9 protein-coding genes are annotated in these 13,302 nt (G+C 75.0%); 5 read left to right on the top strand and 4 right to left on the bottom strand.

Annotated features, from left to right (window positions below; translation table 11 throughout):
- The first annotated feature begins 34 nt into the window (after nucleotides 1-34).
- The gene (locus ABZ318_RS05990; protein WP_356901285.1) at nucleotides 35-1,270 is read left to right on the top strand and encodes an MFS transporter; all 1,236 of its coding nucleotides are present in this window, start codon (nucleotides 35-37) and stop codon (nucleotides 1,268-1,270) included.
- A gap of 305 nt (nucleotides 1,271-1,575) precedes the next feature.
- Nucleotides 1,576-3,030 carry an acyl-CoA synthetase gene (locus tag ABZ318_RS05995; RefSeq protein WP_356901286.1) on the top strand — a complete coding sequence of 485 codons (1,455 nt, stop codon included), beginning with the start codon at nucleotides 1,576-1,578 and terminating at the stop codon, nucleotides 3,028-3,030.
- A 454-nt stretch (nucleotides 3,031-3,484) separates the two neighbouring features.
- Here the strand turns inward: ABZ318_RS05995 and ABZ318_RS06000 are convergent, their stop codons facing one another.
- The 3 genes from ABZ318_RS06000 to ABZ318_RS06010 are packed head-to-tail and all read right to left on the bottom strand — an operon-like array spanning nucleotide 3,485 to nucleotide 8,572.
- Nucleotides 3,485-4,750 carry an MFS transporter gene (locus ABZ318_RS06000; RefSeq protein WP_356901287.1) on the bottom strand — a complete coding sequence of 422 codons (1,266 nt, stop codon included), beginning with the start codon at nucleotides 4,748-4,750 and terminating at the stop codon, nucleotides 3,485-3,487.
- Entirely contained in the window at nucleotides 4,747-5,199 is a 453-nt protein-coding gene (locus ABZ318_RS06005) for a GNAT family N-acetyltransferase (RefSeq protein ID WP_356901288.1), read from the bottom strand. Before ABZ318_RS06005 ends, ABZ318_RS06000 begins: the two co-directional genes overlap by 4 nt.
- 46 nt (nucleotides 5,200-5,245) lie before the next feature.
- Complete coding sequence (locus ABZ318_RS06010) at nucleotides 5,246-8,572, bottom strand: BTAD domain-containing putative transcriptional regulator (protein ID WP_356901289.1); 3,327 nt, start codon at nucleotides 8,570-8,572, stop codon at nucleotides 5,246-5,248.
- Between the two features lie 165 nt (nucleotides 8,573-8,737).
- On the opposite strand from ABZ318_RS06010, the gene ABZ318_RS06015 reads away from it, so the two are divergent.
- The 3 genes from ABZ318_RS06015 to ABZ318_RS06025 all read left to right on the top strand — a co-directional run bounded on the left by ABZ318_RS06015 (nucleotide 8,738) and on the right by ABZ318_RS06025 (nucleotide 11,793).
- Nucleotides 8,738-9,505 (top strand): SDR family oxidoreductase, encoded by a 768-nt coding sequence (locus ABZ318_RS06015; RefSeq protein WP_356901290.1) that lies wholly within the window; start codon nucleotides 8,738-8,740, stop codon nucleotides 9,503-9,505.
- 108 nt (nucleotides 9,506-9,613) lie between these two features.
- Nucleotides 9,614-10,315 carry an NAD(P)H oxidoreductase gene (locus ABZ318_RS06020; protein WP_356901291.1) on the top strand — a complete coding sequence of 234 codons (702 nt, stop codon included), beginning with the start codon at nucleotides 9,614-9,616 and terminating at the stop codon, nucleotides 10,313-10,315.
- On the top strand, nucleotides 10,312-11,793 hold the full coding sequence (locus tag ABZ318_RS06025; RefSeq protein ID WP_356901292.1) for an MFS transporter: 1,482 nt from the start codon (nucleotides 10,312-10,314) through the stop codon (nucleotides 11,791-11,793). The genes ABZ318_RS06020 and ABZ318_RS06025 overlap by 4 nt, the downstream gene beginning before the upstream one ends.
- A gap of 195 nt (nucleotides 11,794-11,988) precedes the next feature.
- On the opposite strand, the gene ABZ318_RS06030 is transcribed toward ABZ318_RS06025, so the two are convergent.
- Nucleotides 11,989-13,260, bottom strand: coding sequence for a wax ester/triacylglycerol synthase domain-containing protein (locus ABZ318_RS06030; RefSeq protein WP_356901293.1), 1,272 nt, complete (start codon nucleotides 13,258-13,260; stop codon nucleotides 11,989-11,991).
- Nucleotides 13,261-13,302 lie beyond the last annotated feature (42 nt).

The following is a 13,302-nucleotide window of genomic DNA, read 5'->3' on the forward strand; positions in this document are numbered from 1 at the left end:
CGCCGAGCCCCTCCCCCGGATCTTGACTGGAGGGGTGACCACCGAGACCAAGCCCCCCACAGCGGCGGCCTACCGCAACCTGGTGACGGCCACCATCGGCTTCACGCTCACCTTCTGGGCGTGGGACCTGATCGCACCGATCGCGAGCTGGTACGGCGACCGGCTCGACCTCAGCTCCTTCCAGCAGTCCCTGCTCGTCGCGGTGCCCGTCCTGGTCGGCTCGGTCGGCCGCATCCCGGCCGGGGCGCTGACCGACAAGTACGGGGCGAAGCTGATGTTCCCGCTGGTCTCGGCGCTGACGATCGTTCCGGTGCTGCTCCTGATCGTCGTCAAGGACAGCTACGGCCTGCTGCTGGTCGTCGGCTTTCTCCTCGGCCTCGGCGGCACGACGTTCGCCATCGGCATCCCGCTCGTCAACTCCTGGTTTCCGCCCGCCAAGCGCGGACTCGCGCTCGGGGTGTTCGGCATGGGTATGGGCGGAGTCGCGCTCTCCGGCTACTTCACGCCCCGGATCGCCGAGCACGGCGAGAACCTGCCGTTCATCGTGGTCGCGATCGCGCTGGCGGCGTACGCGGTGCTCGCGGCGCTCCTCATCACGGACCGCCCCGACCGCCCGGTGCCGACGGCCTCCCTGGCTACCCGCCTCGGCTCGGCGGCCCGGCTGCGCGTCACATGGGAACTGTCGGCGCTGTACGCGATCGGGTTCGGCGGCATCGTCGCGTTCGGTGTCTACCTGCCGACGTACCTGAAGACCTGGTACGAGCTCGACCCGACGGACGCGGGCACCAAGGCGGCCGGGTTCGCCCTGGTGACGGTCGTCTTCCGCCCCATCGGCGGCTGGCTCTCGGACCGGATCCACCCGGCGCTCGTGACGGCCGTCGCGCTCGGGACCGTCGCCCTGCTCGCCGTCGTCCAGGCCTTCGACCCGGCGCTGAACCCCGGCGGCACCATCGCCCTGCTCGTCATGGCCGCCGGACTCGGCACGGCGAGCGGCTCCGTCTTCGCCCTGGTCTCCCAGGTCACCCCACAGGCCAAGGTCGGCAGCGTGACCGGCATCGTCGGCGCGATGGGCGGGCTCGGCGGGTTCCTGCCGCCGCTGGTGATGGGCGCGATCTACAGCGCGAAGGGCTCGTACTCGATCGGCTTCATGCTGCTGTCGGACCTGGCGCTGGCGGGGTGTGTGTACGCGTACGGTCGGATGCGGGGGATCCGGCCGGGGGGCGAGACGCGGGACCCCGAACCGACGAAGGTGTCGGCCACGAGCCCTTGAGGCCGCCCGTGCTGGGCGGCGCCCCCGCCCCCGTGTGGGCAATCGTCCCGCAGGGCGGGACGGGTGGGCACACGGGACGGCGCCTTCAGCGGCGCCTCCGCGTTCCGCGCCTGAACCCGCACCACGTGTGCGGCGCGCAATGTGGTGCGGGTTCAGGCTCGGGAGCCTCTGGCGCCGGCAAGGGGCGCCGTCCGTTGTGCCCACCCGTTCCGCCCCAGCGGAACGATTGCCCACAACGGGGGTGGCGCCGCGCGGCAGAATGCGCAGGTGACCCCTCGCCCTCGACCACCCGAGGAGTACGACCGGTGAGTGCGCTCTTCCCCGAACTCGAACTGTCGGTTCCGTCCGACGACCGCCCCGCCCTGCGCGTCGGCCCCGACACCCTGACGTACGCCGAGCTGGCCCGCGCCGCCGGCGCCCTCGCCGCCCGCGTCGGCGCCGCGCGGCGGGTCGCCGTCTGGGCGACGCCCACCGCCCGCACGGCCGTCGCCGTGGTCGCCGCCCTGCTCGCCGGCGTGCCGGCCGTACCGCTCAATCCGCGCACCGGCGAGCGGGAGTTGGCGCACATCCTCGGCGACAGCACGCCCGACCTGGTGCTCGCGGGCCCGGGGGACGAGCTGCCGGCGGGGCTCGCGGCGCTCCCCCGGGTCGACGTGGAGCTCACCGGGCCAAAGGCTCCGCCCAGGACCGCGCCCGTCGATCCCGAGGCGACCGCGCTCGTCGTCTACACCTCCGGCACGACCGGCCCCCCGAAGGGCGTCCTCCTCTCGCGCCGCGCGGTCGCCGCCTCCCTGGACGCGCTGGCCGAGGCCTGGTCGTGGACGGCGGACGACGTCCTGGTGCACGCGCTGCCGCTGTTCCACGTGCACGGGCTGGTCCTCGGGATCCTGGGCCCGTTGCGGCGCGGCGGCGAGGTCCGGCACCTGGGGGCCTTCTCCGTGGAGGGCGTCGGTCGGGAGCTGGGCGACGGCGGGACCATGCTCTTCGGCGTGCCGACGATGTACCACCGGATCGCGGACGCCCTCGACGAGGACGCGCGCCTCGCCGCCGCACTGGCCCGCGCCCGGCTCCTCGTCTCGGGTTCGGCGGCGCTGCCGGTGCACGACCACGAGCGGATCGCGGCGGCGACGGGCCGGACGGTCGTGGAGCGGTACGGGATGAGCGAGACGCTCATGAACACCAGCGTGCGCCCGGGCGGCGAGCCCCGGCCGGGGACGGTCGGGACGCCGCTCGCGGGGGTGGACCTGCGGCTCGTGGACGAGGACGGCTCCGTCCTGGAGGAGCTCGACGGGGAGACGGTCGGCGAGGTGCAGGTGCGCGGTCCGAACCTCTTCTCCGGCTATCTGAACCGGCCGGACGCGACGGCGGCGGCCTTCGACGGCGACTGGTTCCGCACCGGCGACATGGCGGTCCGCGAGGCGGACGGCGGGGTGCGTCTGGTGGGCCGGAAGGCGACGGACCTGATCAAGAGCGGCGGCTACAAGATCGGGGCGGGTGAGATCGAGAACGCGCTCCTCGACCACCCCGGCGTCCGGGAGGCGGCCGTCACGGGCGAGCCGGATCCCGATCTGGGCGAGCGGATCGTGGCCTGGGTGGTGGCGCAGGACGGGGAGAAGCCCCCGAGCGACAAGGAGCTCGCCGACCACGTGGCGGGGCTGCTCGCGCCGCACAAGCGCCCCCGGGTGGTGCGCTACCTCGACGCGCTGCCCCGCAACGACATGGGCAAGGTCCTCAAGAAGGCGCTGCCGGCGTCCGGTTGAGCGGACGGTGGTCGGGCCCCTCCCGGGAGGAGCCCGACCGGGCCGCTACTCGACTCCTGTCGCGCGGGTCAGCTCCTGGCTCACCGACCCGCCCCGGTCGTCGCTCGCCCCGGCCCGCAGCGAGACGGAGCCCGCGCCGGACGGGACGCGGAGTTCGCCGGTCCGGGCGGTGCCGCCGACGGTGGAGGTGACGTGGGTGCCGTGGCCGGCGCGGTCGGCGACCTCCTGGACCTCGATGAAGGACCTGGTCTCGGCGATCCGGCCCGCGGGGTCGGGGGCGTGTTCCGGGTCCGTGAGGCGTCCTGGCCCATGGGGCGGGAGTCGGCCCCTGTCGCTCCTGTCGGTTGTGTGCCGTGGCGGCCGACCGCCGGGGCGGCAGGGGCTGTTCGAGGGGGTGTCTTGCCGGTCAGGCGGCGCGAGCCCGGCCTGATCGGCAAGACGCCCCCTAGGAGGGTCAGGGAGTCGGGTCGTGGGCGTCGTAGCGGCGGAATCCGCGCCCGTACAGGGCGAGGAGTCCGATCGCGACGACACAGGCGATCCCGCCGCCGGTGATGGCGACCGCCGGCGAGGTGAGGTCCGCGACGGAGCCCGCGAGGAAGTCGCCGAGGCGGGGCCCGCCCGCGACGACCACGATGAAGACGCCCTGGAGCCGGCCGCGCATCTCGTCCGGGGCGGCGACCTGCATCATCGTGTTCCGGAAGATCATCGAGACGGTGTCGGAGTAGCCGGCGAGGGCGAGCAGGAGGAGCCCGAGCCAGAGGTTCCGGGTCAGCCCGAAGACGGCGACGGCGGTGCCCCAGGAGGCGACGGCGAGCAGGATCGCCTGCCCGTGGTGGCGGATGCGGCCCTGCCAGCCGGACAGCACCCCGCCGAGGAGCGCCCCGAACGCGGGCGCGGCCACGAGGAGTCCGGTGGTCTTGGCGTCGCCGCCGTACCAGAGGACGGCGACGGCCGGGAACAGGGCGCGGGGGTGGGCGAGGATCATCGCGCAGAAGTCCGAGAAGAACGTCATGCGCAGGTTGGGGCGGGTGGCGAGGAAGCGGAGCCCGTCGAGGACCGAGGCCCTCTTGCTCCCCGTGCGTTCGGGAAGCATGGACGGCAGCCGCCACATCGCGTACAGGCTCGCGGTGAAGGCGACGGCGTCCACGAGGTACGCGGTCTGGTAGCCGGCGAAGCCGACGATCAGGCCGCCGAGGCTGGGTCCGACGAGGGTGCCGAAGGTGGTGACCATCGAGTTGAGCGCGTTGGCGGCGCGCAGCTGCTCGGGCGGCAGGAGCCGGGGGATCATCGAAGAGCGGGCGGGTGCGTTGAGCGCGGCGCACACGGCCTGGAGGGCGACGATCCCGTACAGGAACCAGACGTGGTGGAAGCCGGCGAACGCGGCGGCGGCCAGGGCGACGGACAGCACGGCGGAGCCGCTCGCGCTGGCGAGGCCGAGCCTGCGCCGGTCGACGGTGTCGGCGATGGCGCCGCCGTACAGGCCGAAGACGATCAGCGGGACGAGGGCGAAGAGGCCGACGAGCCCGACGGAGAAGGGCGAGCGGGTGATGTCGTACACCTGGAGGGAGACGGCGAGGGCCGTCATGCCCTGTCCGACCCAGGAGACGGTGCTCCCGAACCAGAGGCGGCGGTAGTGCGCGGAGGTGCGCAGCGGGGTGAGGTCGGCGAAGACCTTGCGGCGGTCCCGCTCCCGCTCCCGGGTGTCCTGGGCGGCGGTCACGCGACGTCGTACCGCAGCTCGGGGCGCTCCCAGTGGATGCGGCCGGTGGGCGGCACGGTGCCGGTGCGGACGGCGCCGGTCCGCAGGTAGAACTCCTCGGCCGGCGGATGCGCGACGACCCGCACGGAGTCGAGGCCGGCGGCCCTGGCCTGCTCGGTCATGTGCTCCATGAGGAGCCGGCCTATGCCGAGCCCCTGGGCCGCGTCGACGACGAACGCGAGGTCGAGTTCGGCCTCGTCGACGAGGAGGGCGTAGAAGCCGAGCACCCGGCCGCCGTCACCGTCGTCGACGGCGACGAAGACGGGATGGTGCTCGATGTACGGACCGCCGACCTGGTACCCCTCCACCATGGCGGCGTAGTCGCCCCGGTAGGCCCGGGAGCTCCTGACCAGCCGGGTGAGCCGCTTGGAGTCGTCGGCGACGGCACGCCGGATGGTGAACTCGAACATGGGGCGAGTATAGGGGCTGATGGGGCAGTCGATCCTTACTTTTTGGTCAAGGGGCGTCGGCGGGCAGCCCCGCCTCCGTCACCGCCTGCTCGTGGGGCAGGGTCGTGCCGTGGGCGAAGGTCTCGGTGAAGGCCTCGGGGCCCAGGGCCGTGCGGGCCGTCGTCTCCGTGGCGTCGACGTCCGATCGTTCCGCCGGGGGCAGCGGTGCGCCCGTCGAGGAGCGGAGGGCCGACGCCGTGCCGAGGAGGAGGGCGGCCCCCTTCGCCCGGCCCGCGCCCGCGTGGGCCGAGGCCAGGCCCTCCAGGGCGAGTGCGACCGCGCGCGGGTCGCCGGAGGTCAGGGCGGTGCCGTAACCCTCCTCCTGGAGTCTCAGCGCGCCCGCCGCGTCGCCGCGCGCCAGTGCCGAGAAGCCCAGCTCGGCCAGGATCAGCGCGTTGGCCGAGTCGAGGCCGACCGCCCGGTGCCAGTCGAGGACCTCCCTCATGTGCGCCTCGGCCTCGTCGACCAGGCCCTCGCGTCTGGCGCCCAGGCCGAGGCCGAGGACCGCGTTGATCTCACCCGCCCGGAACCCGACCTCGACCGCTCGCTCCCGCGCCGCCTCGTGGTACGCCCGCGCCCCGGCCAGATCGCCCCTCAGCAGGGCCGTACGGCCGATCCCGGCCAGCAGGTCCGGCACCTCGGTCGTCAGGCCGAGGCCCTCCGCAGCCGCCAGGCCCGCCCGCTTGAGCCGGTCCGCGCGCTCGTACTCCCCGTGGATCTCGGCGACCGTCGCCAGCGGGTACACCGACCACAGCCGGCAGCAGGCGTCGCCGACCTCCGCGAACAATGCGTCCGACCGGGCCGCGTCCTCCTCCGCGCCCGCCACGTCACCGCCGAGCAGCCGCTGCACCGAGCGGTCCGCGAGCGCCGCCGCCTCGACCCAGCGGTCCCCGTGGGCCCGGGCCCCGTCGAGCGCCTCCCCCGTCAGCCGGCCGCCCTCGCTCTGGCTGCCCGTCCCGCAGAGCGCGTGCGCGAGGAACCAGCGCGCCCACGCGTGGTCCGAGGGGCGGAGCGGTCCGGCCTCGTCGTAGGCCGCTAGGGCGCCCGCGATCCGCTGCCGCCGGTCCGTGCCGTCGCCGCCCATGATCGCCAGGCCCGTGCGCCAGACCTCCACACGGGCGCGGAGCGCGGCCCGTTCGGGCCGCGCCCGGCCCTCCGGGTCCTCCGGGAGGCCTGCCCGCAGCGCCGCCGTCGCCGAGCGGAGCGCCTCACCGAGGCGGCCCCGCATGACCCAGTACCAGGCGAGCGCGTCGACGAGCCGGAGCGCCGCCTCGGCGTTCCGCCCGGTGTCGGGTGCGGCGAGCGCCCGGTCCAAGGCGGACCGCAGGTTCGGCGTCTCGGCGTCGAGGCGGGCGAGCCGGCGGCGCTGGTCGGGGCCACGCAGGGCGGGCTCGGCGTCCTCGGCCAGCCGCAGGTAGTGGGTCAGGTGCCGTTCCCGTACCGCCTCCGTCTCGCCCGCCTCCCCAAGGCGTTCGAGGCAGTACGCGGCGACGGACTCCAGGAGCCGGTAGCGCGGCCCGTCCGGGCCGTCGACCGCCACGACGAGCGAGCGGTCGACGAGGCGGGCGAGCAGGCCGAGGACGTCCCCGGCGGACACCCCTTCGCCACCTCCGGATTCCGCGCCTCCGGACGTCCCCCCGTCCGCGCACACCTCCTCCGCCGCCCCCATCGAGCACCCCTCCGCGTGAACGGCCAGGCGCCGCAGCACCGTTCGCTCCTGCTCGCCGAGCAGCTCCCAGCTCCAGTCGATGACCGCCCGCAGCGTCTGCTGTCGGGCCGGTGCCCCGCGCAGCCCCGCGTCGAGCAGGCGGAAGCGGTCGTCGAGCCGTGCCAGGAGCCCGTGCACGCCGAGGGCCCGGACGCGGGTCGCGGCCAGTTCCAGGGCGAGCGGGATGCCGTCGAGGCGGCGGCAGACGGCCCGCACCGCCTCCTGGGTGGCGGGATCGAGCGCCGCGCCGGACCCGAACCCGGGCGCCGAGGCCGCCGCCCGCGCCGTGAACAGTTCCACCGCGCCGTCCCCGTCGAGCGGCTCCACCGCCCACAGCGTCTCGCCCGCGAGGGCGAGCGGCTCCTGGCTGGTCGTCAGGACGACCAGACCGGGAGCCGTGCGCAGCAGCAGCTCGGCGAGCGAGGCCGCCTCGTCGACGACGTGTTCGCAGTTGTCGAGGACGAGCAGCGTGCGCTTGCCGCGCAGGGCCTCGGCCAGCCGTTCCGCCGTGGTGAGCGCCCTCTCCCCCTCGGGCCGCAGCCCCCACGCCCCGTCGTCGCGGAGTTCGAGCGCGGCGGCGACGACTTCGGCGAGTTCCCCGCGTGCGCCGGCGAACTCGACGAGCCACACCCCGTCCGCGAACTCCTCGCGCGCCTGCCCGGCCGCCTCCACGGCGAGCCGGGTCTTCCCGACCCCGCCGGGCCCGGTGAGCGTGACGAGCCGCCGCTCGGTGAGCAGGCCCCGTACCTCGGCGACGGCCGCGTCGCGCCCGACGATCCCGGTGAGCGGCGTGAACAGATTGCCCCGCACGTGGCCACCGCTCGCGGTCGGCCGGGGCGTCGCACGGACCGCGGCGGGAGGCGCGGCCGCCGGCGCCGAGAGCGAGGCGTCCTGTCGGAGCATCGCCGCGTGGAGCGCGGCCAGTTCGGGGCTCGGGTCGAGGCCCAGCTCGTCGGCGAGGAGGGTGCGCAGCTCCTCGTACCCGGCGAGCGCCTCGCTCTGCCGCCCCGCCCGGTAGAGGGCCCGCAGCTGCACCGCCCGTAGCCGTTCGCGCAGCGGATGCAGCGCTACGAGCTCCGCCAACTCCCCTGCGAGTACGTCCTGTTCGCCGTACTCCAGGCGCGCTTCGGCCAGTGTCTCGCGGACGACGAGGCGTTCCTCCTCCAGCCGGTCCGCCGCCGCCCGCGCGAACGGCTCCTCCGCGAAGCCGGCGAACGCCGGGCCCCGCCACAGGTCGAGCGCCTCGCGGAGCAGTACGGCCCTGGCGCGCGGGTCCGCCGTCTCCCGCGCCCGGGTGGCGAGCCGTGTGAACTCGTGTGCGTCCAGGGTCCCTTCGGGTACGGCGAGGAGGTAGCCGGGCGCCTGCGTGACGACGAGGTCGCGCCCGCCGGGCTCGGCCTCCTCCAGGGCGCGGCGCAGCTGGGAGACCTTGGCCTGGAGGGCCCGCAGCGGGTTGCCGGGCGGCTCGTCGCCCCAGAGGTCGTCGACGAGGCGGAACGCGGCGACCGGCCGACCCGCGTCGACGAGCAGGGCGGCGAGCAGGGCCCGCACCTTGAGCTCCGGGACCCGGACGGGCGTGCCGTCCTCGGTCCGCACGGCCGTCTCCCCCAGCACCGCGAATCGCATGCGGCCACCGTAACCCGGCTTCGACCACCCGCCGGAGCCGGCCCGAACAGGCCCCTTCCGCGCCCGAACCCGGCCCGAACAGAACCCGAACCGTTCCCGAACAGCCGGCCGTCAGAGTCGCCCCTGTCAGCAGGAAGCGACACACGGAACACCAAGGAGCAGGACATGAGCAGCGACAAGCCCCTCGCCGGCAAGACCGCCCTCGTCACCGGCGGCAGCCGCGGCATCGGCCGGGCGATCGCCCTCCGCCTCGGCGCGGACGGCGCCCGGGTCGGCGTCCACTACGCAAGCAACGAGACGGCCGCGAAGGAGACGGTCGCCGCGATCGAGGCGGCCGGCGGCTCCGCCTTCGCCGTCCGCACCGAACTGGGCGTCCCCGGCGACGCCGACGCCCTCTGGGCGGCCTTCGACGCGCAGACCGCGGGCGACCACGGCCTCGACATCCTGGTCAACAACGCCGGGATCGCCGGTCCCGGCCTGATCCACGAGGTCGAGGAGGCCGACTACGACCGGGTGTTCGCGGTCAACGCCAAGGCGCCGTTCTTCATCATCCAGAAGGGCCTCGACCGGCTCCGCGACGGCGGCAGGATCATCAACATCTCCTCCGGAGTCACCAAGGTCGCCTTCCCGGGCATGACCTCGTACGCCGCCGCCAAGGGCGCCGTCGAAGTGCTGACCCTGACCCTCGCCCAGACCCTCGGCTCCCGGGACATCACGGTCAACGCGGTCTCGCCGGGCACGATCGAGACCGACATCCACCCGTGGATGGCCGACCCCGCCGCCAAGGCGCACGCCGCCGGGTTCTCGGTCTTCAACCGGGTGGGACAGCCGGGTGACGTGGCCGATGTCGTCGGCTTCCTCGCCTCCGACGACGCCCGCTGGGTCACCGGCCAGAACATCGACGCGAGCGGCGGCTCCGGCCTCGGCCTCTGACGGCCCCGGTGCCGGCCGCCCGAGGGCGGGCCCGCGACCACCCCGGGCCCGCCCCGCCCCCCGAACGCACCCACGCCCCTCCCCACCCACGCGAAGGAACCCCAGGTCATGGCAGCGCACACGCTCCTCGTCCTCGCCCACCCCCGTACCGACTCCCTCACCGCCCAGGTCGCCGCCCGGCTGCACGCCCGTCTCAAGGACGAGGGCGGCACCGTCGACGTACTCGACCTGTACGCCGAGGGGTTCGACCCGGCCCTCCGCCCGGAGGACGAGCCGGACTGGGAGAACCGCGAGAAGGTCTACTCCCCCGAGGTCCACGCCCACATGGACCGCATCCTGGCCGCCGACGACATCGTGGTCGTCTTCCCGGTGTGGTGGTTCACCCCGCCGGCCATCCTCAAGGGCTGGATCGACCGGGTCTGGAACTACGGCTTCGCGTACGGCCGGAGCCGCCCCCGGCTGGCGGGGAAGCGGCTGCTCTGGCTGGCCCTGATGGGCGGGACGCCCGAGGAGATCGCGCGGCTCGGCATGACCGACGTCCTCGGTCTGACGCTGGTGACCGGCGTTTCCGAGTTCTGCGGACTTCCGGACGCCGGTCTCCGCGTCCTGCACGGCACCGAACTCTCCGGCGTGCCGGTGGAGTTGCGCGCCGACCGGGTCGCCGCGCTGCTCGACGAGGCCGAGCGGGCCCTGGAGGAGGAACTCCTCGGCGCGGCCACCACCACGACGACGGCCACCACCGCGGCCGCCGCTGCCACCACCACCACCACCACCACCGAGAACACCGTGAACGAGGAGCCGGCACGATGACCACGACCCTCGCGGAGGACACCGCGACACCGCCCCGGGCCGGAGCCCGCCAGTGGTTCGGCCTCGCCGTCCTCCTCCTCCCCGTCACCCTGATGACCGCCGACCTCGGTGTGCTGTGGCTCGCCACCCCGTACCTCTCGGCAGACCTCCGGCCCAGCGGCGCCCAGTTGCTCTGGATCACCGACATCTACGGCTTCCTCACCGCCGCCACCCTCGTGATCATGGGCACGCTCGGTGACCGGCTCGGCCGCCGCAAGCTCCTGATGGCCGGTTCGGCCGGCTTCCTGCTCGCCTCCGTCCTCGCCGCGTACGCCCCGAACGCCGGGACGCTGATCGCGGCCCGCGCCCTCCTCGGCATCGCCGGGGCGGCGGTCCTGCCCTCCACGCTCGCCCTGATCAGCCACATGTTCGCGGACGCCCGGCAGCGGGCCACGGCCATCGCGATGTGGGTGACCGCCCTCTCGGTCGGGCTCGCGATCGGACCGGTGATCGGCGGCGTGCTGCTCGCCTCCTGGTGGTGGGGGTCGGTCTTCCTGATGGGCCTGCCGGTCATGCTGATCGCGCTGGTCACGGCGCCGCTGCTGCTCCCCGAGTACCGCGACCCGAACCCCGGGCGACTCGACCCGGCCAGCGTGCTGCTCTTCCTCCTCGCGGTCCTGCCTCTGGTGTACGGCGTCAAGTCCCTCGCCGCGCACGGCCCGACGGCCGAGGCGGGGATCGCCTTCGCCCTGGGGCTGACGTTCACGGCCCTCTTCGTCCGGCGCCAGAACCGTCTGGAGTCCCCCCTCCTCGACCTGCGGCTCTTCAGGAACCGGGCCTTCACCGGCGCCCTGCTCACCCTGCTCCTGGGCATGACCGCGCTCAACGGCGTCGAGTACCTGGTCCCGCAGTACCTCCAGGCGGTCGCCGGACTGCCGCCGCTCGACGCCGGACTGTGGCTGCTGCCGGGAGCGGCGGGTCTGATCGCCGGTTCGCAGCTGACCCCCTTCGTGGCGCGGAAGATCCGCCCGGCGTACGTCCTCGCCGGCGGGCTCCTGGTCTCGCTGGCCGGGTACGCGGGGATCGCGCTGGCCGAAGGGGTGACCGTGGCCGCCCTCGGCCTCGCGGTCATCATGTTCGGCGCGGCCCCGATCAGCGTCCTGGGGACGGCCCTCGCGGTCGGCTCCGCCCCGGCCGAGAAGGCGGGCGCGGCGGCCGCGACCGGCCAGACGGCCTACGACCTGGGGCTCGCCCTGGGCATCGCGGTCACCGGCAGCGTGGCGGTCGCCGTCTACCGGGGCGGCATCCCGGCAGACGCGCCGGCCGCGGCCCACGAGAGTGTGGGCGCGGCGCTGGCCCTGCCGGGCGAGGGGCTGCGGGAGCAGGCCCGGGAGGCCTTCACGACGGCCCTCCACTCGGCCTCGGCCCTGAGCGCGGTCTTCGCCCTGGTGACGGCGGCCGTGGTCCTGACCCTGCTCCGCAAGGTGCCCCGTACCTGATCCCCGGCAACAGCAGCCGCCCGCCGCGCTCACCGCGCGGCGGGCGGTAAGCATGGGGCCCGGGGGAGCACGAGGCGCGGGACCGGGCGTGACGGGCGCGGGGAGACCGGGTCGCCGGATACGGCGGATGCCCGGGCAACGGCCAGGTCCCGGCCGCCCGTCCGCGCCGGGGCGGGGGCATCGGCTCCCGCCCGCTCACGACGCCCCCGCCCCGCCGGGCGTCCGTGCGAACACGCCTTCCTCCGCCTGCCGTTCGTGCTCCACGAGGGCCGACTCCCATGCCCCCGGCAGCCGTTCGGCGCCGACGAGGGCGCGGTCGGTGAGGAAGGTGACGTGGAGGCGGCGGCGGTGCGTGACCCAGGCGACGAAGAGCGGCTGGCCCGGCACCATGACCGGCAGGGCGTACACCCCCACCGCGGGGGTTCCGGCGAAGCCGAGCGGCTGCCGGATCCGGAGGTCGGCGACGCTGAGCGGGGTGTACCGGGCGTCGACGCTGCGGGTGAGCGCCAGGCGGCCGATCCGGTACGGGAGTGTGCGCAGGACGACCCGGTGGGCGTCGGCGAGCCGGGCGAGCCGGCTGTGGCCGAGGGCGCGTCCGAGGCGTTCGAGCCGCCGGGCCGGGTCGGGTTCGCCGCAGGGGAGGTCGACCCCGGCGACGGCGACCCGGTTGCCGAGCAGGGGGAGGGGGTCGTCGGGGTCCCGGACGCCGATCCCGAGGTTGGCGCGCAGCCCCCGGCCGTGCCCGGGGCCGCCCGGCCCCCAGCCTTCGGGGTGCCAGGCGCGCAGCGCCCCGGTGGTCAGGGCCAGGCAGAGCTGCGGGACGGTGGCCCCGGTCAGACGGCCGAGCGCGTGCAGCCGGGCGGTGTCGACGTCGGCGAACGCGGCGGCGTAGGACCGGGCGGGCGGGGTGTCGAGGGCCGGCCACCAGGTGACGCGGCGCGGGGGCCGGAACTCGGGGAGGACGGCGGCCCAGGGCACGGGCCGGGGCGGCCGGAAGGTGAGGGCCCTGGGGCGCGGCGCCCCCTCGGGGCCGAGCAGCCGCTCCAGGGTGGCGACGGCGGCGGCACCGTCCTGGAAGGCGTGGTGGGCCCGGTAGCAGAGCCCCCATCGCCCGCCGCCGGCCCGGCGGACGAGCCAGATCCCCCACAACGGCCGGTCGCGCGGCAGGGGTTGCCGCAGCAGCTCGGCGACGACCGTCAACGGGTCGACGCCTCCGGGTAGCTCGTACAGGTGACGGTCGGGGTCGAAGCCGGGGTCGGGCTCCCAGTGGGGACGCCCCGCCTCGCCCGCGAGCCGGTGGGCGAGCTCGGGGAGCGCGCCGACGCGGCGCCTCAGATGGTCCAACACCCTTGCCCGGGAAGGCGGTTCCCCCTCGAAGACGATCAACCCGCCGAGGTGCAGGGCGGAGTCCGTCGCGTGCAGTGCCGCCACGTCGAGGGAGAGCCGGTCGAGCACCCCGAGCGGCACCGCCGCGGAAGATCGAACTGGATCTGAAGATCGCACGGACCG

This window comes from Streptomyces sp. NPDC006197 (assembly GCF_040613865.1).
In the GTDB taxonomy this organism is placed as follows: domain Bacteria; phylum Actinomycetota; class Actinomycetes; order Streptomycetales; family Streptomycetaceae; genus Streptomyces.